Below are 26112 nucleotides of genomic sequence, written 5' to 3' on the forward strand. Positions count from 1 at the left end.
ACACGTTAACCCTGCGCAGTCCTTTGCAGGGTTAACGGAGCGTTACGCGTCGAAGAGAGCGTGAAAAGTGCGGGTCGGGTGGCGTGAAACCGCCCTTGCCCCACGGGGCTGGCTCGGCTGTCGGATGCCGGGGTGACGGCTAGGCGCCGAGCAGGCCCTGCGCGTCCCGGGCCAGCGCGGTGAGCCGGGATATCGCGCGGAAGTACTTCTTGCGGTAGCCGCCGTTCAGCATCTCCTCGCTGAACAGCCTGTCGAACGGCAGCCCCGAGGCCAGCACCGGGACCTCACGGTCGTAGAGCCGGTCCGCGAGCACCACCAGGCGCAGCGCCGTCGACTGGTCCGGCACGGGCTGCACGCCGGTCAGGCACACCGCCCGCACCCCGTCGGTCAGCGCGCCGTACCGGCTCGGGTGGACCCGGGCCAGGTGCTCCAGCAGATGGGGGAAGTCGTCCAGCGAGGCGCCCTCGGTGGCGAAGGCGGTCTTCATGACCTCCTCGTCGGAGAAGGGCGCCGGGGCCTCGGGCAGGCCGCGGTGGCGGTAGTCCTCGCCGTCGATGCGCAGGGTGCGGAAGTGGGCGGACAGGCCCTGGATCTCGCGCAGGAAGTCGGCCGCCGCGAAGCGGCCCTCGCCCAGCTTGCCGGGCAGCGTGTTGGAGGTGGCGGCGAGCGCCACGCCCGCCTCGACCAGCTTGCCGAGCAGCGTCGACACGAGGACCGTGTCACCCGGGTCGTCCAGCTCGAACTCGTCGATGCACAGCAGGCTGTGCCCGGACAGCGTCCGCACCGTCTGCTGGAAGCCGAGGGCGCCGACCAGGTTGGTCAGCTCCACGAAGGTGCCGAACGCCTTGCGGGAGGGCTCGGCCGGGGTCGCGTGCCACAGGGAGGCGAGCAGGTGGGTCTTGCCGACGCCGTAGCCGCCGTCCAGGTACACCCCGCGCGGGCCCGCCGGTGCCTTGGGCGCCCTGGCCCGGCCGAAGCCGAACAGACCGCGCCTGCCGTTGCCGGAGGCCTGCGCTCCGCCGAGCCCGGCCGCGAAGCCCTCCAGCACCCGGACGGCCTCGGTCTGGCTGGGCTGGTTCGGGTCCGGGATGTACGTGGCGAAGCGCACCGAGTCGAAGCGCGGGGGCGGCACCATCTCGGCGACCAGCCGCTCGGCGGGGACATGCGGCTGACGGGCGCACAGGGACAGGGGGCCGGGTTCCGGCAGAGGGCTGGAACCGGGGGCGGCGGTGGAGGACGACACAGTTCCTCATGCTAAGCGCCGTGTCACACTGCACGGCATGCGACGCCTGTTCCCTGTGACCGAAGAGACAGCAGCCCAGGCCCCCGGCGGGGGCCCGGAGGGGGAGGAGGCCGGTGGGGCCGCCGGCGCCGGGGCGGCCCGGACGCCCGGCGGGAACCGGGAGTGGACCCTCGCCGAGCTGGCAGCCGCCTACGCCTACCCGGAGCCCGCACCCGGTGCGCCCCGGACCTGGCTGCGGGCCAACATGGTCTCCTCCCTCGACGGCGCCGCCCAGCACGAGGGCCGCTCCCAGCCCATCTCCAGCGCCACCGACATGCGGATCTTCGGCACCCTGCGGGCGCTCGCGGACATCGTGCTGGTGGGCGCGGAAACGGTGCGGCAGGAGGGGTACCGCCCCGCACGCGCGCGTGCCGAGTTCGCCGGGGCCCGCGAGGCCGCGGGGCAGGGACCGGTCCCGGCGATCGCGATCGTCAGCGCGAGCCTGGAGCTGGACTTCACACTGCCGCTGTTCACCTCCCCCCTGGTGCCCACCCTGCTCCTCACCGGGGCCGCGGCCGCCCCCGACCGGATCGCCGCCGCCGAGAAGGCCGGCGCCCGCGTGGTGATCGCCGGTGCCGGCATGGGCGTGGAGCCGGCCCGCGCCGTCCAGGCCCTCGCCGACCTCGGCCACACCCGGCTGCTCACCGAGGGCGGCCCCCGGCTGCTCGGCCAGCTGATCGCCGCCGACGTGCTGGACGAGCTGTGCCTGACGGTCTCGCCGACGCTCACCGCGGGCAGCGCCCAGCGCATCGCCGGGGGGCCGTCGGTCGTCGTCCCGCACCGGTTCGAACTGGCGTCGCTGCTGGAGGAGGACGGATTCCTGTTCAGCCGCTACCGCCGTCCCTCCTAGCGGAGTGTGCTGTTCCGCTTAGTTTCCGGCGGGCAGACTCAGAGCGGCAGTACCCGTGCGATCACGGGGAAGGATGGTTTCCGCAGGGGCCCGGCCGGGCCCTCTAAGGAGAAGAGGCGCCTGGTGTTCACAAGCGTTCTGATGATCGAGAAGGCCCTGACGTCCGCCGACGTGGAGTTCGTCACCACCTTGCACGGAGACGAGCCGGTCTCCTTCCACGTGCTGCTCCAGCCGCGCGGAGAGCAGGCGGACCGGCTGCTGCGGGCCATCGACGACATCGCGCTCGGCGAACTCGACGAGGCGGTGCGCGAGGGGGAGACGCCGGAGGGGCAGGAGGCGCGGAGCATGGGGCAGCAGGCCCTCGGCGTGTCGCTCCAGGCGCTGCGGTCCGCGGGGAGCGCGGCGGAGGGGCGGCTGGTCGAGGAGCATCCGCTGGACGCGCTGAAGGCGCTGGTGGCGGAGGTGGGCGCGGACGAGGTGATCGTGCTCACCGATCCGCACTACGTGGAGGAGTTCTTCCACCGGGACTGGGCCTCCCGGGCGCGGCACAAGGTGGGGGTGCCGGTGCTGAAGCTGTTCTCGCACAGCAGGGCGTAGCCGCCCGGCTCGCCCTCCCTGCGAGGACTCCGGCGCCGCAGCGCATAGGCTAGGGCCGCTCTAGTACGTACCGCCTCTGGGGAGAAACGCATGGCACCCGGCCTTCCTGCCGCCATGGACCGACCGCACTTCATCGGCATCGGCGGCGCCGGGATGTCGGGCATCGCCAAGATCCTCGCGCAGCGCGGGGCCGAGGTGGCCGGCAGTGACGCCAAGGAGTCGGCGACCGCCGAGGCACTGCGGGCGCTGGGCGTGACCGTGCACATCGGGCACGCCGCCGAGCACCTCGCCGACGACGCCAGCTGCGTCGTCGTGTCGTCGGCGATCCGCCAGGACAACCCGGAGCTGGCGCGCGCCGCCGAGCTCGGTATCCCGGTGGTGCACCGCTCCGACGCGCTGGCCGCGCTGATGGAGGGGCTGCGGCCGATCGCCGTGGCCGGCACCCATGGCAAGACCACCACCACCTCGATGCTCGCGGTCTCGCTGGGCGAGCTGGGCCTGAAGCCGTCGTACGCCATCGGCGGCGACCTGGACGCGCCCGGCTCCAACGCGCTGCACGGCGAGGGCGACATCTTCGTCGCCGAGGCCGACGAATCGGACCGCAGCTTCCACAAGTACGCGCCCGAGGTCGCCATCGTCCTCAACGTCGAGCTCGACCACCACGCCAACTACGCCTCCATGGACGAGATCTACGAGTCCTTCGAGACGTTCGTGGACCGGATCACCGAGGGCGGCACCCTGGTCGTGTCCGCGGACCACGAGGGCGCCCGGGAACTGACCCGGCGGGTCGCCGCGCGCGAGGCACGGGTGGTGACCTACGGCGAGGCCGCCGACGCGGACGTACGCGTGCTGTCGATCGTCCCGCAGGGGCTGAAGAGCCAGGTCACCGTGGTGCTGGACGGACAGGAGCTGACCTTCGCCGTCTCCGTGCCCGGCCGGCACTACGCCCTGAACGCCGTCGCCGCGCTCACCGCCGGCGCCGCCCTCGGCGTCCCGGCCGCCGAGCTGGCGACCGCGCTCGCCGCCTACACCGGAGTCAAGCGGCGCCTCCAGCTCAAGGGCGAGGCCGCCGGTGTCCAGGTGATCGACTCCTACGCCCACCACCCCACCGAGATGACCGCCGACCTGGAGGCCATGCGCGCCGCCGCCGGAGATGCCCGCATCCTCGTCGTCTTCCAGCCGCACCTGTTCTCCCGCACCCAGGAGCTGGGCAAGGAGATGGGGCAGGCCCTGGCCCTCGCCGACGCCTCGGTGGTCCTGGACATCTACCCGGCCCGCGAGGACCCGATCCCCGGCGTGACCAGCGAGCTGATCATCGAGGCCGCGCGCGCGGCGGGCGCCGACGTCACCGCCGTGCACGACAAGGCGGAGATCCCCGCGGTGACCGCGGGAATGGCGAAGCCCGGTGATCTCGTTCTCACCATGGGCGCGGGCGACGTGACCGACCTGGGCCCGCTGATCCTGGACCGCCTGTCGCAGTGAAAAGGGGCTGAGAACTGATGTCGTACGACGTCGAGAAGCCGGACGAGCAGTGGCGCGCGGAGCTGAACCCGGCCGAGTACGCCGTGCTGCGCCAGGCCGCCACCGAGCCGGCCTTCACCGGTGAGTACACCGACACCAAGACCACGGGTGTGTACTCCTGCCGGGCCTGCGGCGCCGAGCTGTTCACCTCCGAAACCAAGTTCGAGTCGCACTGCGGCTGGCCGTCCTTCTACGACCCGAAGGACACCGATGCCGTGGAGCTGGTCGAGGACCGCTCCCACGGGATGGTCCGCACCGAGGTGCGGTGCGCCCGCTGCGGCTCCCACCTGGGGCACGTCTTCGCGGGCGAGGGCTACCCCACCCCCACCGACCAGCGGTACTGCATCAACTCCATCTCCCTGCGGCTGACCCCCCGGGAGGGCTGAGCCCCGAGCGGGCCCGCCCGCGGGACCGCCGGGGCCGGTGCCCCGGTCGTCCCGGTTCGAGATTCTGTGAGGGTGTTGGGTGTGGCGCGGTGGGTCCGGTCCCGTCGCAGGCCCCCGCCCGCCGACGCCGGCCGCCGGCCGGACGGCGGCCCCGGCGGGGCCGAGCAGGCGGAGCGGGCGGCCGTGTCGCTGAGCGCCCTGCGCGAGGCCCTGGCCGGGATCGGTACGACCCTCGACGCGGCCACCACCCGCACCGAGCTGACCCGGGCCGCCGTACGGCTGGCCGACGGAGCCGCCGCCGTGCTGCGCCGCACCGGGGAGGACACCACCGGGTACGACGCGATCACCGGCGACCCCGGGCTGCTGCCCGACGTCCGCTGGGCGGCCGCCGTGGCCCGGGAGACGGACGTGCCGGCCGTCGGCGCGGGCCCGGACCCCTGGCTGGAGCACACCGGTGCCGCCCGCTCGGGAGCCGCCCTGTGCACCCCGCTGACCAGCGGGGGCAAGCAGTACGGGGTCCTGGTGTGGGCGCGGTCCGGGCAGCCGCTGCGCCACGCCGAGGCCGAGTTGCTCGCCCTGCTCGCCGAGCACGCCGCCTCGCACCTGCGGCACGCCCGCGCCCACGAGCGGGTCAGCCGGACCGCCGGAGACCTGCAGCGCGCGCTGCTCGCCGAGCCCGGCCGGCCGCACCCCAACCTGGACGTCGCCATCCGCTACCCGCCGGTGGGCCGCAGCGCCCTGGTCGGCGGCGACTGGTGCGAGACGGTGCGGCTGCACTTCGGGCGGACCCTGCTGGTCGTCGGTGACGTCATGGGGCACGGCCTGGAGTCCGCCGTCGACATGAGCGCCTACCGCTCCTCCCTGCGCTCCATCGCCTCCGCCGACCTGCCGCCGCACCGGGTGCTGCGGCAGATGGACGACATCGCCGCCGGGGAGGAGGACCGCAGACCGGCCACCTGCCTGCTCGCCCGCGTCGACCCCGGCCGGGGGCAGGTCACCCTGGCCGGCGCGGGCCACCTCCCGCCCGTGCTTATCGACCGGGACGGCACCACCGGGGTGCTGCCCGTGCCGGTCGGCCCGCCGCTGGGCACCGGACTCGGCGGCTACGAGTCGGTCACCCACCGGCTGGCGCCCGGCGAGACCCTCGTGCTGTTCACCGACGGGCTCGTGGAACGCCGGGGCGAGGACATCGACCGCTCCCTGGCCCGCCTTGCCGCCCTGCGCTTCACCGCGGGCGACGCCCTCGACACCGTCCTGGACACCATCCTCACCCGCCTCGACGCCCGCCACGCCGAGGACGACGTAGCCATTCTCGCGGCCCGCCCCCACACCCGTCAGGGGGTTGTGGCGGAGGCGGGGGAGGGGGGTACGGGGGGCGTGGGGGCTGCCTGAAAGCCGGGTCGCCGGGGCACATGACGGCACGTCACCCGCCGTAACCGGACAGGTCGGTGCGGACTCCCGCCCCGCTCCCGCCGAAGTACGGAAAAACACGCCGTCTAGACTCTCCCCGCACCAGCCCAGGATCGGTCGGCCCGAAGGGTACGCGGCGTTTTGATACGGATAGATGCAGTCACGAAGCGGTACCCGGACGGCACGGTGGCGGTCGACCGGCTGTCCCTGGAGATACCGGACCGCGCGATCACCGTCCTCGTCGGGCCCTCCGGCTGCGGCAAGACGACGACCCTGCGGATGATCAACCGGATGGTGGAGCCCAGCGAGGGCAGCATCCTCCTCGACGGCCGCGACATCCGGCAGCAGCCGGTCAACACCCTGCGCCGGTCGATGGGTTACGTCATCCAGAACGCCGGTCTCTTCCAGCACCGCACCATCCTCGACAACATCGCCACCGTGCCCCGCCTGCTCGGCTGGGGCAAGCGGAAGGCCCGCGCCCGGGCCGCCGAGCTGATGGAACGGGTCGGGCTCGACACGGCCCTGGCCAAGCGGTACCCGTACCAGCTCTCCGGCGGCCAGCAGCAGCGCGTCGGCGTGGCCCGCGCCCTCGCAGCCGACCCGCCGGTGCTGCTGATGGACGAGCCGTTCTCCGCCGTCGACCCCGTCGTCCGCAAGGGCCTCCAGGACGAACTCCTGCGCATCCAGGAGGAGCTGGGGAAGACCATCGTCTTCGTCACGCACGACATCGACGAGGCGATCAAGCTGGGCACGAAGGTCGCCGTGCTGCGCACCGGCGGCCGGCTCGCCCAGTTCGCCCCGCCCGCCGAACTGCTCAGCGCCCCCGCCGACTCCTTCGTGGAGGACTTCCTCGGCGCCGACCGCGGCATCCGCCGGCTCTCCTTCTTCCCCTCCGCGGGACTGGAGTTGGAGACGGCGCCGATCGTCGCCATCGACGCCGACGCCGCCCGGCTCGCCTCCCGGGCCACGGCGGCCCCCTTCCTCCTCGTCACCGGCCTCGACGGCAGGCCCCTCGGCTGGAGCGAGCCGGACCGGCTCGCCGCCGGCGCCGTCGACCCCGGCCGGCTCCTGGACTTCGGGCGGCCGTTCGTGCCCGGCACCGACTCACTGCGCACGGCGCTCGACGGCGCCGTGCTCTCACCGACCGGCTGGGCGGTGGCCGTGGACGGCGAGGGACGCGCGGTCGGCGTCGTGTCCCAGCAGGTCATCGGCGAGGCGATCCGCGCCGCCCACAGCAGGGTGGCCGAGCACGCCGACTCGGAGGCCGAGCACGCCGACGCGGAGGCCGGGCGATGAGCGGCTTCTTCGACCTCCCGAGCGACCTCCAGCACAGCTACCTAGGCCTCGTCGGACTGCATCTGCGCGAGGCCCTGCTGCCGGTGCTGGCCGGGCTGCTCGTCTCGCTGCCCGTGGCCCAGCTGTGCGTGCGGTTCCGCTGGATCTACCCGCCCGTCCTCGGCGTCACCACCGTCCTCTACGCGATCCCCTCGCTCGCCTTCTTCGTCGTCCTCATCGACTACTTCGGGCAGAGCGAGACCACGGTGATGATCCCGCTCGCGCTCTACAGCCTGGTGGTGCTGGTCCCGGCGATCGTGGACGGCGTCCGCTCGGTGCCGCCGGAGACCCTGGCCGCCGCCCAGTCCATGGGCTTCGGGGCCGTACGCCGGTATTTCCAGGTGCAGTTGCCCATCGCCGCACCCGCCATCATCGCCGGCCTGCGGGTGGCCACCGTCTCCAGCATCTCCCTGGTCAGCGTCGGCATGCTCATCGGCAACCAGGGCGCCCTCGGCAACATGCTGTACGACGCCCAGACCTACCACCGGCCCGCCCTGGCCGTGAACTCGGTGCTGACCATCGCCGTACTGGGCATCCTCGCCGACGCCGTACTGGTCCTCGTCCGCCTCCTCCTCACCCCCTGGATGCCGCGGAAGGGGACCAGCCGGTGAACGTCCTGGACTTCGCACACGCCTTCTTCAACGACAGCGCCCACTGGCACGGCTACGACGGCATCCCCACCCGCTTCGTGGAGCACCTCACGTACTCCCTGGAGGCCCTGCTGATCGCCGCCGTGATCGGGCTGCCCGTCGGCCTGCTCACCGGCCGCACCGGGCGCGGCGGCAACGCGCTCGCGCTCCTCGCCACCGCCGGCCGGGCCCTGCCCAGCTTCGGCCTGCTGGTGCTGATGGTCATCTGGATCGGCCTCGGCATGCTGCCGGTGATGATCCCGCTGGTGGTGCTCGCCGTACCGCCGATCCTGGTCACCAGCTACGAGGCGATCCGATCCGTCGACCCGTCCCCGGTGGACGCGGCCCGGGGGATGGGGATGCCCGAGACACGCGTGCTGTTCCAGGTGGAGGTGCCGGTCGCGCTCCCGCTGATCCTCAGCGGCCTGCGCACGGCGGCCATCCAGATCGTCTCCACCGCCACCATCGCCGCCTACGTGGGCCTCGGCGGCCTCGGCCGGTACATCATCGACGGTCTCTACCAGAAGAACTACGAGAAGGTCGTCGGCGGCGCCACCCTCGTCGCCGGTCTCGCCCTCGCGACCCTCGCCGTGTTCTGGGCGGCGTCCCGGCTCACGGTGTCGCCGGGGGTGCGCCGCGGCGGGTGACCGCCTGGCCGCCGAAGGCTAGGACTCGGAGCGGGCCAGCGCGAGTTCGAGTACGACGAGCAGCGTGTCCCGCACCGAGCCCCGCTCGCGGGCGTCGAACACCACGACCGGCACCCCGGCGGAGACGTCCAGCGCCCAGCGGACCTCCTCCAGCGCGTGTTCGACCGTTCCGTCGAAGGCGTTCACCGCGACGGCGAACGGGATGCCCTTGTGCTCGAAGTAGTCGACGGCCGCGTAGCAGTCGTCCAGCCGGCGGGTGTCCACGATGACGAGGGCGCCGACCGCGCCCTCCACGATGTCGTCCCACATGAACCCGAACCGCTCCTGCCCGGGCGTGCCGAACAGGTAGAGCTTGAGGGTGGGGTCGATGGTGAGGCAGCCGAAGTCCATCGCGACGGTCGTCGTGGTCTTGCGCGGGGTGTGCGTCAGGTCGTCCACGCCGGCCGCGACCTCGGTGATCGACGCCTCCGTGGTCAGCGGCTCGATCTCCGAGATCGCGCCGACGGCCGTGGTCTTGCCCACGCCGAAACCACCCGCGATCACCATCTTCACCGGCAGCGGCGGCCGCACGGCCGCCGGCGTGGCCGGGCCCCGGGCCGGGAGCGGTTCGGTCGGTGTCACTCGGTACCCCTCGGGGAGTCGGGGACGGCCCGCAGGCCATCGATAACCCTGCGCAGGACGGACGCGTCGTGGGTGGCCTCGGCGTCCGGGACGTACACCGCCAGCAGGCTCTCCTCACGCAGGTCCTCGGCCAGGACGCGGACCACGTTCAGGTGCAGCCGCAGCCGGGCCGCGAGTTCGGCGAGGGACTGCGGCAGCCGGCAGGCGGCGACGATGTCGTGCTGCTCGAAGGAGAGCCCGCCGAGCGCGTCGAGACCCTCGGCGGTCGCCACCACCTGGGTCTCCACGGGCAGCGCCCGGCCGGAGGCGGCGTCCGCGACCCGGCCGGCGGTGACCAGGTACGGCCGTACGGCGGGGGCGGGGCCGACCGGGTCCGGGCCCGGCGGCGCGGTGCCGTCCGCCATGGGGGGTCGCTCCTTCTCAGCGGGCCGTCGCCGCGCCGACGCTGTTCTTCAGCTCCAGCACCAGCTGCGGGCTGAGCGCGGCACCGGCACGGTTGGCGAACAGCGTCATCTCGTAGGCGATGTTGCCGAGTTTCGCCTCCTTGTCGGTGACGACGCCGAGCACGGCGCCGCTGCCGATCGCGGAGACGATGACGTGCCCGCCCTCCAGATCGATGATGACCTTGTTCAGCCCGCCCAGGCCGTAGTTGCCGGACGCGCCCGCGGCCAGGCTGGTGATGCCGGACACGATCGCCGCGAGCCGCTCGGAGTCGGCGTGCTCGCGCAGTGCGGACACCGCGATCAGCAGGCCGTCGGAGGAGACGGCGATGGCGTCCACGACGCCGGCGGTCTCGGTCGCGAAACGATTCAGCAGCCAGGTGAAGTCGGCTGCGGCGGCCTGCAGGTCGGTCGGCGGGGTGCCGGCCGTGGGGCTGTCGCCTGTCGACGTGCTCAACTCTCGGGCTCCTTCCGGGAGGTGGGTCCGGTGCCGGTGCTCTCGCTGAGGGCGCTGCTGCCGTCCGGGCGGGTGAAGGGGTCCGTGCCGGCGTCGCGCCGGGCGCGTTCCACCGCCTCCTCGAACTCCTCCAGCTCGCTGCGGACGGCTTCCGCGTCCAGCGGTCGTACGGTCTGCGGCACGCTCTGCGGCGCGGTCGCCGGCGCGGCACCGGCGGTGGTCCGGAGCGTGGCTCCCCGGACGCGGCGGCGCAGGGGGCGTCCGGTGCCGGAGGGAGGGGGCGAGGGGGACCGCGACTCGTCCGGCGTGCGGCGGGGGACGCGGCGGGGCAGCGGGCCGGTGCCCTGAGCGGGACGGACGGGCTCGCCGGCGGTGCCGCCGCCGGCCGGTGTCCTCTCGTGCGCGGGGTCCGGCGCGGGCGGCAGGCCCCGGGACGGTACCGGTCCCGACGTCCTGGACTCCGGAGCCGGTGACGGCGCCGGAGCCTGTGTCGGTGCCCCCGGTGCGGATGCCGCCGGTGTCGCTGGTGCGGGTGCGGGTGCGGGTGCCGGGGTGAGCGGGGTGAGCGGGGTTGCCCTGCCCGCGCTCGGTGTCACCAGCAGCGAGGCCGGCAGGGTGACCTCCGCCGTCACCCCGCCGCCCGGCGTCCGTGTCAGCTCGACCCCGATCTCCCAGCGACGCGCCAGCGCACCGACCACGAACAGGCCCAGCACCTTCGTCGGCACCAGGTCCAGGCGCTCGCGGCGGATCAGCCGGGCGTTCTCCTCGGCGAGCCGCCCGGCGCTCATACCGAGGCCGTGGTCGGTGACCACGATGTGCGTGCCTGCGGAGCCCGAGGCGACGGTGACCTCGACGGGACTGTCCTGCGGCGAGAACGACACCGCGTTCTCGAGGAGTTCCGCCGTCATCAGCGTGAGGTCGCCGATGACGTCCGGCTCGACCAGGGCGTCCGACGCGGCGTACAGCCGTACCCGCCGATAACCCTCGATCTGCCCGAGCGCCGCCCGGACCACGGTGGACAGCGCCGTCGGCCCCGCGTCCAGCACGGGCTCGCGGATGCCGGCCAGCAGCATCAGGCTGTCGGCGTTGCGGCGCAGCCGTACGGCGATGTGGTCGATGGAGTACAGCCGCTCCAGCAGCGCCGGGTCGGTCTCGCCGCGCTCCACCGCGTCGATCAGCGCGAGCTGGCGGGTGGTCAGGTTGCTCACGCGGCGGCCGACGTTGCCGAACATCTCGGCGGTGTTCCGGCGGGTGAGCACCTGGCGCTCCAGCAGCGCCGCGGCTGTCGTCTGCACCCGGTTGAAGGCGACCGCCAGGTCGCCGATCTCGTCCCGGGCCGTGACCGGCATGTCCCGCAGCCGCGGCGGCCCGTCGTCCTCGGCGTCGTCGTCGGCCACCCGGGCCAGTTCGCGTCCCGCCACCTCGGCGACCTCCCGCGCCGCCCCGGTGAGCGCCTGCACGGGCCGGACCACCGAGCGGCGCACCAGCACCGCGAAGGCGATCCACAGCGCGAAGGCGATCAGCGTGCCGCTCAGCAGCAGTCCGGCCCGCCAGCGGGCGCTGTCGGCGGCACCGTCGGCGCGGTCGGCGATCTGGCCGATCAGCGCGGTGGTGATCCTCAGCCGGGCGGCGGCCTGTTCGGGGTAGGCGGGGTAGTCGCCCAGCGCGTCCCGCACCGACCGGCGCAGACGCTCCTGGTCCTCCGACTGCAACCGGCCGATGCCGACCTGGAGTTCGGCGTACGCCTCGGAGATCTCCCGCTGCGCCTGGGTGTGTTCGATGGCGGAGAGCCGCTCGGCCTGGGCCTCGGTGGCGAACCGGCCGAAGCGTTCGGCCTGGTGGGTGTAGAGGTCGTAGGCGCCGACCGCGCTGGTGAACTCGATCAGCGCGTTGGTGTCGCCCGTGGTGGCGGCGAACACGTTGGTCTCGAAGGCGCCGTGGGCGGCGTCGGCGCGCAGCAGGGAGTCCAGCAGGCTGCCGGTGAAGGTGTCGGCGAGGTCGGCGTCGCGGTCGAGCCCGAGGCCGTCGATCAGGCTCTGGGCGGCGCCCGCGTAGGCCGGGTCGATGTTGTCGGCGGGCAGGTACGACTGCTCCACCGAGCCGCGCAGGCTGGTGAGGCCCTCGACTCCGCGCAGGGCCTGCGCCTCGCTCTCCGGCAGCCGGCCGCCGAAGGTCTCGCGCACCCTGGTCACCTGGGAGTCGACGGCGCGCTGTGCGGCGCGGTAGGCGGACGTCGACGGCCGCGCGTCCCCGGACTCGTAGCGCGTGGAGAGCAGGATGGCCTGCTGGTGCTCGGCCTCCACCCGGTCCACCAGCCGTGCCACCTGCGCGCTGTCCCGTACCAGCCGGGCCGCGGAGGCCGCGCCGGACGACTGCCGCACCAGGTCGGTGAAGAGGTACGCCAGCAGGACCGCGATGACCGCGAGGGGGATGCCGACGAGGAGGTTGAGTTTGCGCCGGAAGGGCCAGCGGTCGGCGAACGCCGCTCGTGCGCGGCCCTGCGCGGGGGCGTGCCGGACGGGTGCATGCCGGACGGGTGCGTCCACCTCGTTCGTGGACACCGGGCCTCCCTCGTGCTGTCACGACACCGAAGCGGCCCTGCGCACCGCTGTGTTCGATTCCAAGTGGCCTGAGACTACAGGCCCGTTGAGGAGGGGATCAGCCCACCTTTCATCAAGAATCCGTTACGAAGGCACCGCCCCGCGCGCACAACTTGTCCCAGATCGAGGCCAATCGGTGATCTGAGGGCCTTGACTGACCGAGAACGCGCTGGATTGGATCAGTGGGTGACTTACACGACCCACATCAGCAGGTCCATCCGGAGGAACCGAGGCGCGGCGGCGGTCGCCCTCGCGGCGGCGACGGCCTTGCTGGCGGGCTGTTCCTCCAAGGACGACAAGGGCGGCAACCCCCTCACGGAGGGCAAGGCGAGCGGCGACAGCGTCGTCGTCGGATCCAACAACTTCCCCGAGAGCACCCTGCTCGCCGACATCTACGGTGAGGCGCTCAAGGCCAAGGGGATCAAGGTCACCTACAAGCCGAACATCGGCAGCCGCGAAACCACCTACGGCCTGATCAAGAACGGTTCCGTCTCGGTCCTGCCCGAGTACAACGGGGCGCTGCTGGCCTACCTCGACCCGAAGGCCACCCCGAAGACCCTCGGCGCGACCACCGAGGCCATCGACGCCAAGCTGGACTCCAAGCTCACGCTGCTGAACCCGGCGGCGGCGGAGGACAAGGACTCGGTCACGGTCAACGCGGCCACCGCGAAGAAGTACCACCTCACCGAGAACTCCACCATCGCCGACCTCAAGGACGTCGCCGGGGACCTGGTCATCGGCGCCTCGCCGGAGTTCCAGACCCGGCATCAGGGCCTGGTCGGCCTGAAGTCCGTCTACGGCGTGGAGTTCAAGTCCTTCAAGGCGCTGGACGCGGGCGGCCCGCTCACCCTGGCGGCGCTGAAGAAGGACGCCGTGCAGGCCGCGGACCTCTTCACCACGGACCCGAACATCTCCAAGGAGAAGTTCGTCGTCCTGCAGGACCCGAAGAACCTCTTCGGCTTCGAGAACGTCCAGCCGCTCGTCTACAAGAGCGCGCTGTCCGAGAAGGGCGTGGACGCGCTCAACGCGGTATCCGCCAAGCTCGACACCGCGACCCTGCTGAAGCTGGACACCCAGGTGCAGGCGGACAACAAGGACCCGCTGGACGTCGCCAAGGCCTGGCTGGAGTCCGCGGGCCTGAACTGACGCACCGGGCCCGGACCAGCCTGGACGACCCGGGCGCCGCGCGCCCGCCCCGCGAGCGACTGAACGACCCGGGCGACCGGACGCCTCGACCGACCGGAACGTCCCGGGCGACCGGAGCATCCCGGGCGCCCGGAACGGCCCGGGCGCCCCGGCCGACCGGAACGACCGAACGGACCGAACGACCAGGAACCACCGCGGACGTGCCGCCAGGCAGTGTGCGGAGACCGCGGTGACACCGCCGGTGCGCGGTATGTCGTGCAGCAGCAGGGAGCCGGCGGAGGCGTCCTCGGCGGGGGCGTGGACGACCGCCGTGATCTCGGTGCCGCCGGAGGTGAGCTTCACCCAAGAGGTGTCCGGCCGCCGCACCAGCGCCCCGGCGATCTCCCGCGCGGACCTCGCCGTCGCCGTCAGCCGGACGAGCCACTGGGCCCGGCCCGCCCGGTGCGGGTCGGACAGGCCCACCACTCGCAGCCCGCCTCGGTGCGCAGCCGGCGGTAGCGTCGGGCGACCGTCTGCGCCGAGACTCCGAGGACCTCGGCGATCCTGCTGAACGGAGCCCGGCCGTCCAGGTGCAGGGCGTGGATGAGGGCACGGTCGAGGTCGTCGAGCATGCCCCCATCCTCGCGCTCCGCGCGGTGCTCGGAGGGCTCAGAGGTCGAACTCGTGCGGCGGCAGGTCCAGTGCGTAGCACGCCTCCCGCACCACGGCCTGCTCGTCCTTGTCGAAGTCGCCGTCGGCGCCGCCGATGACGATGCCGATCTGGACGACGGCCCGTGCCTCGGCGGGCTTCTTCTTGGCCTTGGCGATCTCCTGCAGCACGCTCACCTTGCCGAAGGCGAAGTCCGCCGTCAGTTTGTCCAGGTTTTGTTCGAAACGGCGGCGGAGGTCGTCCGCCGGGAAGTTCTGCAACACCTCGTTGGTGCCGATGAGCTGGGCCACCCGCTGCCGCTCCGAGGGGTCCACCGTCCCGTCGGCGGCCGCCACGAGCGCGCACATCGCCATGCTCGCATCACGGAACGCGCCGCTCTTCAGGTCGTTCTTCTTCGCCACCAACTGGGTCTGCATCTGTGACGCCGACTCCTTGATGCGGTCCCACAGGGCCATGTGCGCTCCTCGTATCGGCCGCCTGATGCTCCGGCAGCATCCCGGCGGGGAATTTCTACGGCACTGTAGAAGATAGCTTCTACAGTTTTGTAGAAACGATTGGGGAGGCCGGAGAGTTCCGGAGATCCGGACTGATTCCGCGCACACGGCGGACACGGTCGGCGCACAGCGACGACGCGGCGGGAGGGGGGCGACAGTGGCGACTGGGTCCGGGGCCGGCCCCTAGGGTCCCTCCGCCGAGGCCCTCGCCGGGGTGGCCGCCGTCTTCGGACTGCTCGCCGCGCCCGCCCGGCTGCACATCGCCTGGGCGCCGGCCCAGGGTGAGAGCGACGTGACCGGACTCGCGAGCGGGTCGGCGGTGTGCTGCCCGCCGTCGTCGGCATCCGAGCATGCTCAGGCTCGCCGGCCTCGTCCGCTCCCGCCGCGAGGGCCGCCGCCAGGGGCACTTCGTCGACACCGTCGAACAGGCCGCCGTCGCCGAGGTCGTACGACTCCTCCTCGGCCGTCTCGAAGAGAAGGAGGAGCCCGCCGCCGTCCCCGGCCCCCGGCTCCGCGGCCTCTGAGCCTGCCGACTCCGCCGCCCTTGGACGCGCCGATTCCGCGGTCTCCGAGCCCGCCGGGGGAGTCTCCTCCCGGAGCTCCACCGTGGTCCCGCGCGGCCCGGCTCGCCCCGCCTCGGCCCGGTCTCGGCGGCCGCCGGCACCCGGGGTGCCGCCTCCGTGCTCCGCGTGCCTCACACGCTCCCCGTGCTCGGTGACGACGGGCGCGTTCGGGTCGGCTGCTTGCGTCCCGGGGTGGAGGCGCTCGCGTACGGCCCCTCAGGCAGCCCCCTCCGCCCCCTCCGCCCTCTCGGACCGGAGGGTGTGACCCGCGGCGCGCTCCCGCTTGCGGCGTTCGCGGCGGCTCACGCGGGGTTCCTGGTCCGGGAGCCAGCCGAAGGCGAGGCAGCTGCCGGTGGCGCCGAGGAGGAGGCCGATGAAGAAGCCGCCCAGGTTGGAGGTGAGCCAGCTGCCCAGGGAGAGCAGGATGCCGGTGATGGAGTAGAAGAGCCGCTGGGCGGGGTTGAAGAGGATCAGCAGGCCCAGCAGGATCATGAGGCCCGGCAGCAGATAGCCGGCCAGGCCCTGCATGCCGATGTGCAGGACGACCTTCAGCGAGGCCTTCTCGGTGAGCAGGATCTCGCCGCCGCCGAGGGCGAGCAGCAGCCCGCCCCAGAACGGCCGGCGGGCCCGCCATCCGCGGAAGGCGAGCCTCGGTCCCCGACGTGGACGGTCCGGCACGGCGATCAGCAGCCCGAGTCGCTGAAGCGCAGCTTGAGGCCCGGCAGCTTGAACACACCCGCCGTCGTCGCGTAGTTGGTCTGCCGCAGGTTGGCGATCCGCACGGTGTCGGCCTGCTGGCTGAAGACGCCGATCGGACCCTTCACGCCCGCCTTGGTCAACGTGCTGGCGTCGGTGCCGATCTCGATGTTCTTGAACGCCGCGTCACCGGACAGCTCGGTGGAGTCGGTGGTCAGGTCGGTCGCGCTGACCTTCTCCGCCCCGCTGCCCGCGGTGATCAGCAGGTTGGTCCCGCCGAGGTCGACGCTCTGGCACAGCTTGGTGAGCGTGGCGTGCTTGATCGCGGAGGTGACGATGAGCACCTGGCCGCCGGTGTCGCCGGCGTTCGGGCTGCCCTCCGCCATGTTGTCGAGCCCGCCGAACTGCTCGAAACCGGTGCCGTTCAGTTCGGTCGCGGTGACCGTGAACGGCATCCCGGAGATGGCGAACTGCACGCCCAGCGCTCCCTGCGCGGTGAGGACCGCGAGACCCGCGGCGACCAGGGTGGCGGGTACCGCCATCACCGCGGCCCGACGGGCCCGGACGCGTCCCCGTCTCTCGCCGCCGGAGGTGGTGCCGGGGACGTCGGGGGTGTCGGAAGAGGTGTCGCTTCCCGGGTTCTCGGGGGTGTTGCCGGTGGACGGGACGTCCGGGGACGAGGCCATGTCTGCTCCCATGGGCATGGATCAATGCGGGTTGGGCTTCAGTGGCGCGGTGTCCTGGCGCGGACAGCGGATGCCGCGCACGCCTCCTCGCAACTCCCGGCGGGCGCAAGGGCTTTCTCGTTACGCGGCAGTAGCCTTTCGAGGAAGTTACCGCCGGTTACTTTCAGGGGTCAAGGGAGATGTGAAAAAAGGGTGTCGGATGTGCGCGGGCCGTTTCCGCCTGCCACAACTCCCTTTCCCCTCCTTGACGTTGACGGTTGACGAGGTCTACAACTTCCCCTGTTTCCCCGGATCCGTGGCGCCGGATCCAGCAAGCGGCATCCGTCGCGTTCCCGGCGTGGCACCACCCGCGTCCTCGCGGCACCGGCCGCGTTCCCGGCCCTGTCACGGCAACCGCTCCACCTCGCACCGCGGCACCGGCACGGTCGTTCCCCTGTCTCTTTCCGTGCCCGGCCGCCCCTTGTCCGGCCCAGCCGGAGGCCTTCCCCCGAGGCCTTCGACCGGTGCCCGGTGTGCCGCCGTCGCGGGTCCGCCGCGTACGGAGAAGGCGCTACGGCCCTGCGCCGGCGGCATCCTCCGCTCCACCCGCCACCCCCCACCTCACCCCAGCTGTCCCCCCACACGGAAGAGAGGCACCCGCATGCGCACGCGTTCCCTCCTCGTCGTCGCCGGCACCGCCACGGCGCTCGCCCTCACCTGGGCCGCCCCGGCCTCCGCGGCCGGCACGGTCCTCACCACCGGCGGCACCGGCGGCACCGCGGTCGCCGTCGGCGACACCCTGACCGCGCCCCTGGCCTCCGGCACCTCCGCCACCTTCTACTCCAGCGCGACCGGCACCAGTGGCGTGAAGTGCACGGGCTCCCAGTTCACCGCCAAGGCCACCGCCAACCCGGCCGCGCCCGGCACCGCCACCGAGTCCGTCACCGCCCACACCTTCGACAGTGCCACCTGCACCAGCAACGTCACCGGTGTCCTCGGCGTCAACGGCATCACCATCAACAACCTGCCGTACTCCGCGACGATCACCTCGGCCGGCACCCTCACCGTCTCGCCCCCGAGCGGCTCCGCCATCCAGGCCACGGTGCAGCTGCGCACCCTGCTCGGCAGCGTCACCTGCGTCTACCAGGCGCCCAAGCTGACCGGCAGGGCCGACAACGCCGACAGCAGCATCAACTTCACCAACCAGCAGTTCAGCAAGGTCTCCGGCTCCTCGCTGTGCTTCGCCAACGGCTACTTCACCGCCAAGTACGCCCCCGTGACCGACGCGGGTGCCCGGGTCTACGTCAACTGACCGACCAGAGCGTCCGGTTCAACGTCGTCGCAGACGCCGTAGCCGGAACATGAGGGCGGCGCCCCCGGTGAGCAGCAGCACCGCGGCGGCGCCGCCCGCCAGTAGTGGCGCCGAGGGCCCCGAGCCGCCGGGCGTGGCCTCCGTGACCCCGGTCCGGTCACCGGCGGTGCCCTCGGACCGCCCACCGTTTCCGCCCGCGGCCGGTACCGCGTCCTCCGCCGGGGCGCTCACCCCGGGTGACGTCCGTGGTTCCGGCGACGCCGGTCCGCTCGGCGCCGCCTCCGGCCGCGCGGACGACCGTACCGCCCCGCCGGCCTTCCCGCGTTCCGGGAACACCACGTCGGAACACGCGTAGTACGTGTCCGGCGTACTGCTGTTCTGCCAGACCGTGTACAGCACCTGACGCCCCGTCCGGTCGGCCGGCAGCGTGGCGCGCAGGTGGTACGCCCCGTCGCGCAGCGGCGGGTCCGTGACCGAGGCGAACGGCCGCTCCGGCAGATCGGACCAGGTCAACGGTCTCGACGGGTCGTACCCCGGCTTGGTCAGGTACAGCCGGAACGTGCCCGTGTGCGCGATGGTCGAGGCGTAGGTCAGCGTGAGCCGGCCGCCCGGTGCCAGCCGCGTCGCCGGCCAGTCCCGCCGGGGCAGGTCCAGGCCCCGGTAGGCCGGCAGGTTGCCGCTGCACAGCCGGCCGTCCGGAATCACCTCACGGTCACGGCCGTCCACCCCCGCCACACGCAGGTTGTCCCAGGCGGTGAACGGAGCGCCGTTCGCCGCGATCGCGGCCCGGCAGGCCGCCGTCCCGACCGCGCCGCCCCCGGGCGAGCAGGCGTAGACCCGGCCGACCGGGTCCGTCGGGGCGCCGTGCGCCCGGGCGGTTCCCGCAGCCCAGGGCAGCAGCAGGAGCGGTGCCGTCGCGGCGGCCGCCCTGACGCTCAGGCGGACGGTCATCCGGGTCATCCGGGTCTCCTCGGCGGGCGCGGGAACGGGTCTGCGGCGTCCAGTACGGCACCGGCGCCCGCCGTGTTCAGGCTGCCGGCGCGCCCGCGCGCGGGGGGCGTGAAAGCACCGACCGGTTCGGCTGTTTTGCGCCTGCTCCCACAACCCGTTGAGGAGCCGGCCGTTCGCCTCGTATCGTGGCGATCATGGGGGCGGCATCCGTCGTCACGAGGCTGCCGGCACCGGCCGGCATCGAGGGGGGACCGCCGTGGGCTCGCCCGTTCGCACAGGACGAAGCGGCCGGTCGGTGCCGTGCGTGGCGCTGACACGTGTCGGGACGCGGGCGGGGGCATGCCGGACTCCCGTCGCCCCTAGGTGAGTTATCGTATGCAAGGGGTTAAAACAAACCGCATGTCCTGTTCGTCGAGATGCGAGGAGGGGTCCCAGGATGGCGAGGCAGTTACGCGCTGAGCAGACTCGGACAACGATCATCACTGCCGCCGCCGACCTGTTCGACCGGTATGGCTACGAATCCACCAGCCTGAGCGACATCGTCGCACACGCGAAGGTCACCAAAGGCGCCCTCTACTTCCACTTCGCCGCCAAGGAGGACCTGGCCCACGCCATCCTGGAACTCCAGGCCAGGGCCGCGCAACAGCTCGTGGCCGACGTGGAGAGCCGCGGCTGCTCCTCGCTGGAGGCCCTGATGCGCACCACGTTCGGGATCGCACGGCTCGCCGTGGAGGACCCCGTGCCGCGCGCCGGACTGCGCCTCGCCGCCGCCGACATCGCCGTACGGCCGCCGCTGCGGCACCCGTTCACCGAGTGGCTGGAGTTCGCCACCCGCAAGTTCGGCGGAGCGGTCCGGGAGGCCGACGTCCACGGCGATCTCGACGTCGGTGCCGTCGCCCACTCCCTCGTCTGCTTCTTCATCGGCACCCGGGTCGCCGGCCGCTCGCTGGAACCCGTCGGACGGCTGCCGCGGAGAGTCGCCGAGATGTGGCACCTCATGATCCGCGGCCTCGTGCCGGTGCACCGCCGACCCCGCTACGTCACCCTCGCCACGCAGCTGGAGCGGGAGATCCGCGCCGCCTGACACCCGCGATACCGTGACGGACATGCCCGACACCCCCTTCGCACCCGTGATCCTCGGCAACGCGCCCGGCTCGTTCCCGCACAGCGTGCTGGCCGAGCGGCACCCCGCGATCATCCGGCAGGTACGGGAGGCCTTCCCGTACGGACCCGGGCAGCACACGGCGCTGGACGAGCTGCTGACGAGCTGCACCCGGGGGACGATCGAGCCGCTTCCCGCCGACGCCCCCGACCGGGACCGGTGGCACGGCTGGGGCCTGGCCGAGTACGCCGGCCGGTCCTGGTACGACGTGCCCTGGCTGTGGTCCGAGAGCTACTTCTACCGCCGGCTCCTGGACGCCGTCGGCTGGTTCGGCCCGGGCGCCTGGCAGGGCATCGACCCCTTCCGCCCCTTCAAACGCGCCGAACTCGACGCCCCGGAGACCGACGAGGAACTCGCCGCCCTGGACGGCCTGCGCGACCTGCCGGAACAGGAGCGGGCCCGCGCGCTGCTGCACGGCTCGCTGTGGGGCAACCGCGCCGACCTCGGCTTCCGGCTCTCCGCCGCGGGCGCCGAGGCCCGCGAGCCGGCCCCCGCGCTGGTCGCCGACGACAGCGACACCCTCTGGTCGCTGCTCCCGCCCGGCGGAGCGGGCACGCTCCTGCTCGTCGCGGACAACGCGGGCCGCGAACTCGTCCCCGACCTGCTGCTGATCGCCCACCTCCTCACCGAGGGCCGGGCCGCGCGGGCGGTCCTGCACGTCAAGCCGTACCCGTACTACGTCTCCGACGCCACCACCGCCGACGTGGTCGACGCCCTGCACCGGCTGCGCGCGGCCCCGGGCGCGGCCGCCGAGTACGGGCGTGCGCTCTGGTCCGCCCTGGCCGACGGCCGGCTCACCGTCCGCGCCCACCCCTTCTCCTGCGCCCCGCTGCCCTACAGCGCGATGCCCGGCGACCTGCGCGCCGAGTTCGCCGCGGCCACGCTGACCGTCGTCAAGGGCGACCTCAACTACCGCCGCCTGGTGGGCGACCGGCTGTGGCCGCCCACCACGCCCTTCCGCGAGACGACCGCGTACTTCCCCGGCCCGGTCGCCGCGCTGCGCACCCTCAAATCCGACGTGATCACCGGGCTCACACCCGCCACCGAGGCCGCGCTGGAGGAGGCCGAGGGGCGGGCCTGGCGGACGAGCGGCACGCACGCGCTGATCCAGACCGACCCGTCAGGCGATGCTCACCGGCAGTGACTTGACGCCGTTGATGAAGTTCGACACCAGCCGCCCGGCCGGTCCGGCGGGCCGCGGCGGCCCGGGCAGCGCCCGCAGCACCTCCTCGTGGAGCAGCCGCAGCTGCAACCGGGCGAAGTGGGCGCCCAGGCAGACGTGCGGGCCGTCCCCGAAGGAGACGTGCGGATTGGGGGAACGGGCGAGGTCGAGCCTTCCGGGACGGGCGAAGACACGCTCGTCCCGGTTGGCCGAGGCGTGGAACACCACGACCTTGTCGCCCGCCCGGACCGCCCGGCCCGCCAGCTCGGTGTCCCGCACGGCCGTCCGCCGGAACGTCAGCACCGGCGGATGCCAGCGCAGCAGCTCGTCCACGGCCGACGGTACGCCCACCTTCCCGGCGCGCAGCAGCTCGTACGCCTCCGGATGCTCCGCGAGCGCCAGCAGCCCGCCCGGGGCCGCGCTGCGCACGGTGTCGTTGCCCGCCACGGTGAGCAGGAAGAAGAACATCTCCAGTTCGGCGCCGGCCAGTTCGGCTTCGTGGGCGAGCGCCGTCATGATGTCGTCGGCGGGGTGCCGTCGCTTGTGCGCGGCGAGTTGGCCGGCGTAGGCGAACATGTCCCGCAGCATCGCCGGTGACCGTGGGTTCACCGGCCTGCCCGCCCCGTCCCGCACCGGCGGACCGGCCTCGTCGGGATCCTGGTAGCCGATGACCCGCTGCGTCCAGTGCAGCAGCAGATGCCGGTCGCCGTCCGGGACGCCCAGCAGATCCGCCAGGTTCAGCAGGGCGTACTCGTCCGTGACCGCGGCCACCAGATCGACCGTGCCGTCCCCCTCCCGCGCCGCCGCCAGGGCGCCCGCGAGCAGCATGCGCGCCCGCTCCCGGGCGACCTCCGCGAACCGCTCGACGCGCCCCGGCGTGAAGGCACGGCTCACCAGCCGGCGCAGCCGCCCGTGCGCCGGCGGATCCTGGTTGAGCATCATCCGCCGGATGAACGGCAGGTCCTCCGGGTCCGGATCGCGGATCTGCGTCGCACCGGCGTACGAGGAGTACGTCCCCGCGTCCTTCAGCACACGGACGACGTCCGCGTGCCGGGTCACCGCCCAGAACCCGGGCCCGGCCGGCCAGCCCAGCACCTCCGGCTCCTCCTGCCAGGCCACCGGATGGTGGTCGCGCAGCACGCGGTAGGCGTCGTAGGGCACCCCGGCGGCGTACCGGCGCGGGTCGAAGACGTCCGGGACCGGCGGCGCCTCGCGCACGCTCACGCCGGCTCGCCCTCGTGTTCCCCGACCACCCGGGGCCGGCCCTCGACCGCTCCGCCGGCTTCGGCCGCCTCGACCGTGCCGACCGCGTCGCTCGCTTCGACCGCAGCGTTGGCCGGGACCGCCTCCCGTGCCGCATCCGTCCCGTCGGTCCCGTCGGTCCCGTCCGCCCGCAGGAAGTCCTCGACGGCGCGGATCAGCTCCAGCGGGGTCTCGTCCATGGCGTAGTGGCCGGCGCCGGCCAGTACGGCGAGCCGCGCGCGCGGGTACCAGGACATCCACGTCTGCCGCATGACCTCCGGCGACAAGGCGGGGTCGAGCGCGCCGGCCACGGCGAGCGCCGGCACCTCGCTGCCCACGACGTCCGCGCTGAAGTCCTCGCCCGCCCACGAGTCCAGCCAGGCCCGGAACGCCTTGGCGTCGCTGCGCTCCAGCGAGCGGGCGACCATCCGGTCCAGCCAGGCGGCGGGCCGGCGGCCCCCGGTGGTGACGTCGATGATCGCCCGCCGGTACTCCGCCCGGTGCGCCGCCTCCGTGAACAACGCCCCCTGCTCACCGGCCAGCGGCATGCCCGAGGCGGGCACCGGCGACACGCCGACGATCCGGCGGACCCGGTGCGGGGCCACGGCGAGCAGCCGCTGCGCCACCGCACCGCCCATGGAGTGCCCGACCACCGAGAACCGCTCCCAGCCGAGCCGGTCCGCCAGCTCCACCAGGTCCCCGGCCGCCTCGGCCGTCGTGTACGCGCCCGTGGCGTCCCGGGCCTCGCCGTAGCCGCGCAGATCGACCAGCGCGTAGGCGAAGGACGCGCGGTCCAGGTCCGGCAGGACGGCCGCGTAGGCCGACCGGTCGGCGAACCAGCCGTGCACGGCGAACACCTTGTGGGCGCCGTCGCCGTGCACCTCGTGGGGCAGTACGAAGGAGGTCATGCGCTTACCGTGGCCCCCGCGCGCGGGCACGGCAAGAGCACCAACGCCACAAACCCCCGCCGGAGTTCCAGGTTCCGTGGGCCGTTCACGCGATGGTGTGATCATGTGCCGGCGTGCGGATGGAGATCCGGGACCCCGGGTAGGGCCCGGCCATGACGCAGCCGTTCGAACTCCCGCACTTCTACATGCCGTACCCGGCCCGGCTCAACCCGCACCTGGACGAGGCCCGTGCCCACTCGACCGCGTGGGCACGGCAGATGGGCATGCTGGAGGGCTCCGGAATCTGGGACCAGGCCGACCTGGAGGCGCACGACTACGGCCTCCTGTGCGCCTACACCCATCCCGACTGCGACGGACCCGCCCTCTCCCTGATCACCGACTGGTACGTGTGGGTGTTCTTCTTCGACGACCACTTCCTCGACATGTACAAGCGCACCCAGGACCGGGTCGCCGGCAAGGCGCATTTGGACCGCCTGCCGCTGTTCATGCCGCTCGACCTCGCCACCCCCGTGCCGCAGCCGGAGAATCCGGTGGAGGCCGGGCTGAGGGACCTCTGGGCGCGGACCGTGCCGTCGATGTCCGTGGACTGGCGGCGCCGCTTCTCCGTCGCCACCGAGCACCTGCTCAACGAGTCGATGTGGGAGCTGTCCAACATCAACGAGGGGCGGATCGCCAACCCCGTCGAGTACATCGAGATGCGCCGCAAGGTCGGCGGCGCGCCCTGGTCGTCCGGACTCGTGGAGTACGCGACCGCCGAGGTGCCCGCCGCGGTCGCCGGCACCCGGCCGCTGCGCGTCCTCATGGAGGCCTTCTCCGACGCCGTCCACCTGCGCAACGACCTGTTCTCCTACCAGCGCGAGGTCGAGGACGAGGGCGAGAACAGCAACGGCGTGCTCGTCCTGGAGAAGTTCTTCGGCTGCACCACGCAGGAGGCCGCCGACATCGTCAACGACGTCCTCACCTCCCGGCTGCACCAGTTCGAGCACACCGCGCTCACCGAGGTCCCCGCCGTGGCCCTGGAGAAGGGCCTCACCCCCGGCGAGGTCGCCGCGGTCGCCGCCTACACCAAGGGACTCCAGGACTGGCAGTCCGGCGGCCACGAGTGGCACATGCGCTCCAGCCGGTACATGAACAAGGGCGCGCGGCCCGGCTCGCCCTGGCAGCTGAAGAGCGGACCCGGCACCTCCGCCGCCGACGTCGGCGCACTCCTCGCCTCGGCCGCCCAGGAACGCCTGCGCGCCTACTCCCACGTGCCCTACCGGAAGGTCGGCCCGTCCCGCGTCCCCGACCTGTACATGCCCTTCGAGGTGCAGCTCAGCCCCCACCTGGACTCGGCCCGCGGCCACCTCGTGGGCTGGTGCCACCGCATGGGCATCCTCCAGGAGGGCGTCTGGGACGAGGACAAGCTCGCCGCCTACGACCTCGCCCTGTGCGCCGCCGGCCTGGACCCGGACGCCACCCCCGAGGTGCTCGACCTCAGCACCCAGTGGCTCGCCTGGGGAACCTACGGCGACGACTACTACCCGCTCGTCTACGGCCACCGCAGGGACCTGGCCGCCGCCCGCCTGACCACGGCCCGGCTGTCGCAGTGCATGCCCGTCGAGGGCGAACCGGCGGTCGTCCCCGGCGACGCCATGGAACGCGCGCTGACCGACCTCTGGGCGCGCACCACGGCCGAGATGACCCCCGACCAGCGGCGCACCCTCAAGGCGGCCGTCGACACCATGACCGAGAGCTGGGTGTGGGAGCTGTCCAACCAGCTCCAGAACCGCGTTCCCGACCCGGTCGACTACCTGGAGATGCGGCGCTCCACCTTCGGTTCCGACCTCACCCTGGCCCTGTGCCGGATGGGCAGCCCGGCGATCCCCGCCGAGGTGTACGCCAGCGGCCCGGTGCGCTCCCTGGAGAACGCCGCCATCGACTACGGCTGCCTGCTCAACGACGTCTTCTCGTACCAGAAGGAGATCGAGTACGAGGGCGAGATCCACAACTCCGTCCTCGTCGTGCAGAACTTTTTCGGCGTGGACTACCCGGCCGCGCTCGCCGTCGTCCACGACCTCATGACCCAGCGCATGGAGCAGTTCGAGCACGTGATCCAACACGAACTCCCGGTGCTCTACGACGACTTCCGGCTGTCGCGGGAGGCGCGGACCGCGATGGCCGGCTATGTGCTCGACCTGCAGAACTGGCTGGCCGGCATCTTCCACTGGCACCGGAGCGTCGACCGCTACAGGGCCGAGTGGCTCGGCCGCCGCGCCCACGGCTTCCTGCCCGACCGCGCACCCGCCGTGCCGGCCCTGACGCTCGGCTGAAGGTCACCGAAACTTCTCGTACGGAATGGGGCATTCAGGGAACTTCGGTGAGTCCTCGGCAGTCCTGTGGAGTAA

At 72.8% G+C, this 26112-nt stretch carries 23 protein-coding genes and 3 pseudogenes; 14 read left to right on the forward strand and 12 right to left on the reverse strand.

Going from position 1 to position 26112, the window contains the following annotated elements:
- Positions 1-139: 139 nt before the first annotated feature.
- Positions 140-1243, reverse strand: a complete 1104-nt coding sequence (zapE, locus tag ACZ7N4_RS23930) for a cell division protein ZapE (protein ID WP_471361053.1) — start codon at positions 1241-1243, stop codon at positions 140-142.
- Positions 1244-1280: 37 nt separating this feature from the next.
- On the opposite strand from zapE, the gene ACZ7N4_RS23935 reads away from it, so the two are divergent.
- The 8 genes from ACZ7N4_RS23935 (at position 1281) to ACZ7N4_RS23970 (ending at position 8657) form a co-directional block, all read left to right on the forward strand.
- Positions 1281-2132, forward strand: a complete 852-nt coding sequence (locus ACZ7N4_RS23935; RefSeq protein WP_471361054.1) for a pyrimidine reductase family protein — start codon at positions 1281-1283, stop codon at positions 2130-2132.
- A 123-nt stretch (positions 2133-2255) separates the two neighbouring features.
- Positions 2256-2729: an indole-3-glycerol phosphate synthase gene (locus ACZ7N4_RS23940; protein WP_471361057.1), complete on the forward strand. Its 474-nt coding sequence runs from the start codon at positions 2256-2258 to the stop codon at positions 2727-2729.
- A gap of 90 nt (positions 2730-2819) precedes the next feature.
- Complete coding sequence (gene murC / locus ACZ7N4_RS23945; protein WP_471361058.1) at positions 2820-4211, forward strand: UDP-N-acetylmuramate--L-alanine ligase; 1392 nt, start codon at positions 2820-2822, stop codon at positions 4209-4211.
- 17 nt (positions 4212-4228) lie between these two features.
- Positions 4229-4636, forward strand: coding sequence for a peptide-methionine (R)-S-oxide reductase MsrB (msrB, locus tag ACZ7N4_RS23950; protein WP_471361060.1), 408 nt, complete (start codon positions 4229-4231; stop codon positions 4634-4636).
- A gap of 81 nt (positions 4637-4717) precedes the next feature.
- A complete protein-coding gene (locus tag ACZ7N4_RS23955; RefSeq protein ID WP_471361063.1) occupies positions 4718-6028 on the forward strand; it encodes a PP2C family protein-serine/threonine phosphatase in 1311 nt (436 codons plus the stop codon).
- Positions 6029-6187: 159 nt separating this feature from the next.
- Entirely contained in the window at positions 6188-7342 is a 1155-nt protein-coding gene (locus ACZ7N4_RS23960; RefSeq protein WP_471361065.1) for an ABC transporter ATP-binding protein, read from the forward strand.
- Positions 7339-7992 carry an ABC transporter permease gene (locus ACZ7N4_RS23965; RefSeq protein WP_471361068.1) on the forward strand — a complete coding sequence of 218 codons (654 nt, stop codon included), beginning with the start codon at positions 7339-7341 and terminating at the stop codon, positions 7990-7992. Before ACZ7N4_RS23960 ends, ACZ7N4_RS23965 begins: the two co-directional genes overlap by 4 nt.
- Positions 7989-8657, forward strand: a complete 669-nt coding sequence (locus tag ACZ7N4_RS23970) for an ABC transporter permease (protein ID WP_471361070.1) — start codon at positions 7989-7991, stop codon at positions 8655-8657. The genes ACZ7N4_RS23965 and ACZ7N4_RS23970 overlap by 4 nt, the downstream gene beginning before the upstream one ends.
- Positions 8658-8675: 18 nt before the next feature.
- Here ACZ7N4_RS23970 and ACZ7N4_RS23975 read toward each other — a convergent pair whose 3' ends face one another.
- From ACZ7N4_RS23975 to ACZ7N4_RS23990, 4 genes and pseudogenes are all read right to left on the reverse strand, one after another.
- Positions 8676-9278, reverse strand: a complete 603-nt coding sequence (locus ACZ7N4_RS23975) for a GTP-binding protein (RefSeq protein ID WP_471361072.1) — start codon at positions 9276-9278, stop codon at positions 8676-8678.
- Positions 9268-9682: pseudogene (locus tag ACZ7N4_RS23980) on the reverse strand (DUF742 domain-containing protein); the annotation flags it as partial. The gene ACZ7N4_RS23975 and the pseudogene ACZ7N4_RS23980, both read right to left, overlap by 11 nt.
- Before the next feature lie 16 nt (positions 9683-9698).
- The gene (locus ACZ7N4_RS23985; protein WP_471361075.1) at positions 9699-10175 is read right to left on the reverse strand and encodes a roadblock/LC7 domain-containing protein; all 477 of its coding nucleotides are present in this window, start codon (positions 10173-10175) and stop codon (positions 9699-9701) included.
- Entirely contained in the window at positions 10172-12736 is a 2565-nt protein-coding gene (locus ACZ7N4_RS23990) for a sensor histidine kinase (RefSeq protein WP_471361077.1), read from the reverse strand. The genes ACZ7N4_RS23985 and ACZ7N4_RS23990 overlap by 4 nt, the downstream gene beginning before the upstream one ends.
- A 225-nt stretch (positions 12737-12961) precedes the next feature.
- On the opposite strand from ACZ7N4_RS23990, the gene ACZ7N4_RS23995 reads away from it, so the two are divergent.
- Positions 12962-13921, forward strand: a complete 960-nt coding sequence (locus tag ACZ7N4_RS23995; RefSeq protein WP_471361080.1) for an ABC transporter substrate-binding protein — start codon at positions 12962-12964, stop codon at positions 13919-13921.
- 407 nt (positions 13922-14328) lie between these two features.
- On the opposite strand, the gene ACZ7N4_RS24000 is transcribed toward ACZ7N4_RS23995, so the two are convergent.
- A complete protein-coding gene (locus ACZ7N4_RS24000; protein ID WP_471361083.1) occupies positions 14329-14532 on the reverse strand; it encodes an Lrp/AsnC family transcriptional regulator in 204 nt (67 codons plus the stop codon).
- Positions 14533-14569: 37 nt separating this feature from the next.
- The gene (locus tag ACZ7N4_RS24005) at positions 14570-15025 is read right to left on the reverse strand and encodes a tellurite resistance TerB family protein (protein WP_230918860.1); all 456 of its coding nucleotides are present in this window, start codon (positions 15023-15025) and stop codon (positions 14570-14572) included.
- A gap of 253 nt (positions 15026-15278) precedes the next feature.
- Between ACZ7N4_RS24005 and ACZ7N4_RS24010 the strand changes: the two are divergent.
- Positions 15279-15588 (forward strand): annotated as a pseudogene (locus tag ACZ7N4_RS24010) (transcriptional regulator).
- A 255-nt stretch (positions 15589-15843) separates the two neighbouring features.
- Here ACZ7N4_RS24010 and ACZ7N4_RS24015 read toward each other — a convergent pair.
- Positions 15844-16305, reverse strand: a complete 462-nt coding sequence (locus tag ACZ7N4_RS24015; RefSeq protein ID WP_471361086.1) for a DUF6114 domain-containing protein — start codon at positions 16303-16305, stop codon at positions 15844-15846.
- Between the two features lie 5 nt (positions 16306-16310).
- Positions 16311-17009 (reverse strand): DUF6230 family protein, encoded by a 699-nt coding sequence (locus tag ACZ7N4_RS24020; protein WP_471361088.1) that lies wholly within the window; start codon positions 17007-17009, stop codon positions 16311-16313.
- 640 nt (positions 17010-17649) lie between these two features.
- Here ACZ7N4_RS24020 and ACZ7N4_RS24025 point away from each other — a divergent pair.
- Positions 17650-18300 carry a Tat pathway signal sequence domain protein gene (locus tag ACZ7N4_RS24025; protein ID WP_471361091.1) on the forward strand — a complete coding sequence of 217 codons (651 nt, stop codon included), beginning with the start codon at positions 17650-17652 and terminating at the stop codon, positions 18298-18300.
- A gap of 18 nt (positions 18301-18318) precedes the next feature.
- On the opposite strand, the gene ACZ7N4_RS24030 is transcribed toward ACZ7N4_RS24025, so the two are convergent.
- On the reverse strand, positions 18319-19260 hold the full coding sequence (locus ACZ7N4_RS24030) for a lytic polysaccharide monooxygenase auxiliary activity family 9 protein (protein WP_471361093.1): 942 nt from the start codon (positions 19258-19260) through the stop codon (positions 18319-18321).
- Positions 19261-19687: 427 nt separating this feature from the next.
- On the opposite strand from ACZ7N4_RS24030, the gene ACZ7N4_RS24035 reads away from it, so the two are divergent.
- Both ACZ7N4_RS24035 and ACZ7N4_RS24040 read left to right on the forward strand, forming a co-directional pair.
- Positions 19688-20335, forward strand: a complete 648-nt coding sequence (locus ACZ7N4_RS24035; RefSeq protein WP_471361096.1) for a ScbR family autoregulator-binding transcription factor — start codon at positions 19688-19690, stop codon at positions 20333-20335.
- A gap of 22 nt (positions 20336-20357) precedes the next feature.
- Entirely contained in the window at positions 20358-21557 is a 1200-nt protein-coding gene (locus ACZ7N4_RS24040; RefSeq protein WP_471361098.1) for a damage-control phosphatase ARMT1 family protein, read from the forward strand.
- On the opposite strand, the gene ACZ7N4_RS24045 is transcribed toward ACZ7N4_RS24040, so the two are convergent.
- Together ACZ7N4_RS24045 and ACZ7N4_RS24050 are read right to left on the reverse strand one after the other, a co-directional pair.
- Positions 21534-22799, reverse strand: coding sequence for a cytochrome P450 (locus ACZ7N4_RS24045; RefSeq protein WP_471361100.1), 1266 nt, complete (start codon positions 22797-22799; stop codon positions 21534-21536). The two genes, ACZ7N4_RS24040 and ACZ7N4_RS24045, sit on opposite strands and share 24 nt — an antisense overlap.
- 158 nt (positions 22800-22957) lie before the next feature.
- Positions 22958-23725 (reverse strand): annotated as a pseudogene (locus ACZ7N4_RS24050) (alpha/beta fold hydrolase); the annotation flags it as partial.
- Positions 23726-23877: 152 nt separating this feature from the next.
- Between ACZ7N4_RS24050 and cyc2 the strand changes: the two are divergent.
- Positions 23878-26037 carry a germacradienol/geosmin synthase Cyc2 gene (cyc2, locus tag ACZ7N4_RS24055; protein ID WP_471361103.1) on the forward strand — a complete coding sequence of 720 codons (2160 nt, stop codon included), beginning with the start codon at positions 23878-23880 and terminating at the stop codon, positions 26035-26037.
- Positions 26038-26112 lie beyond the last annotated feature (75 nt).

The organism is Streptomyces sp. NPDC107654 (genome assembly GCF_055639035.1).

Excerpts from the sequence above, each read along its gene's own strand:
- ACZ7N4_RS23935 (WP_471361054.1), top strand. The coding sequence starts at position 1,281 with ATGCGACGCCTGTTCCCTGTGACCGAAGAGACAGCAGCCCAGGCCCCC.
- murC (WP_471361058.1), top strand. The coding sequence starts at position 2,820 with ATGGCACCCGGCCTTCCTGCCGCCATGGACCGACCGCACTTCATCGGC.
- msrB (WP_471361060.1), top strand. The coding sequence starts at position 4,229 with ATGTCGTACGACGTCGAGAAGCCGGACGAGCAGTGGCGCGCGGAGCTG.
- ACZ7N4_RS23965 (WP_471361068.1), top strand. The coding sequence starts at position 7,339 with ATGAGCGGCTTCTTCGACCTCCCGAGCGACCTCCAGCACAGCTACCTA.
- ACZ7N4_RS24000 (WP_471361083.1), bottom strand. The coding sequence starts at position 14,532 with ATGCTCGACGACCTCGACCGTGCCCTCATCCACGCCCTGCACCTGGAC.
- ACZ7N4_RS24005 (WP_230918860.1), bottom strand. The coding sequence starts at position 15,025 with ATGGCCCTGTGGGACCGCATCAAGGAGTCGGCGTCACAGATGCAGACC.
- ACZ7N4_RS24020 (WP_471361088.1), bottom strand. The coding sequence starts at position 17,009 with ATGGCCTCGTCCCCGGACGTCCCGTCCACCGGCAACACCCCCGAGAAC.
- ACZ7N4_RS24025 (WP_471361091.1), top strand. The coding sequence starts at position 17,650 with ATGCGCACGCGTTCCCTCCTCGTCGTCGCCGGCACCGCCACGGCGCTC.
- ACZ7N4_RS24030 (WP_471361093.1), bottom strand. The coding sequence starts at position 19,260 with ATGACCCGGATGACCGTCCGCCTGAGCGTCAGGGCGGCCGCCGCGACG.
- ACZ7N4_RS24035 (WP_471361096.1), top strand. The coding sequence starts at position 19,688 with ATGGCGAGGCAGTTACGCGCTGAGCAGACTCGGACAACGATCATCACT.
- ACZ7N4_RS24040 (WP_471361098.1), top strand. The coding sequence starts at position 20,358 with ATGCCCGACACCCCCTTCGCACCCGTGATCCTCGGCAACGCGCCCGGC.
- cyc2 (WP_471361103.1), top strand. The coding sequence starts at position 23,878 with ATGACGCAGCCGTTCGAACTCCCGCACTTCTACATGCCGTACCCGGCC.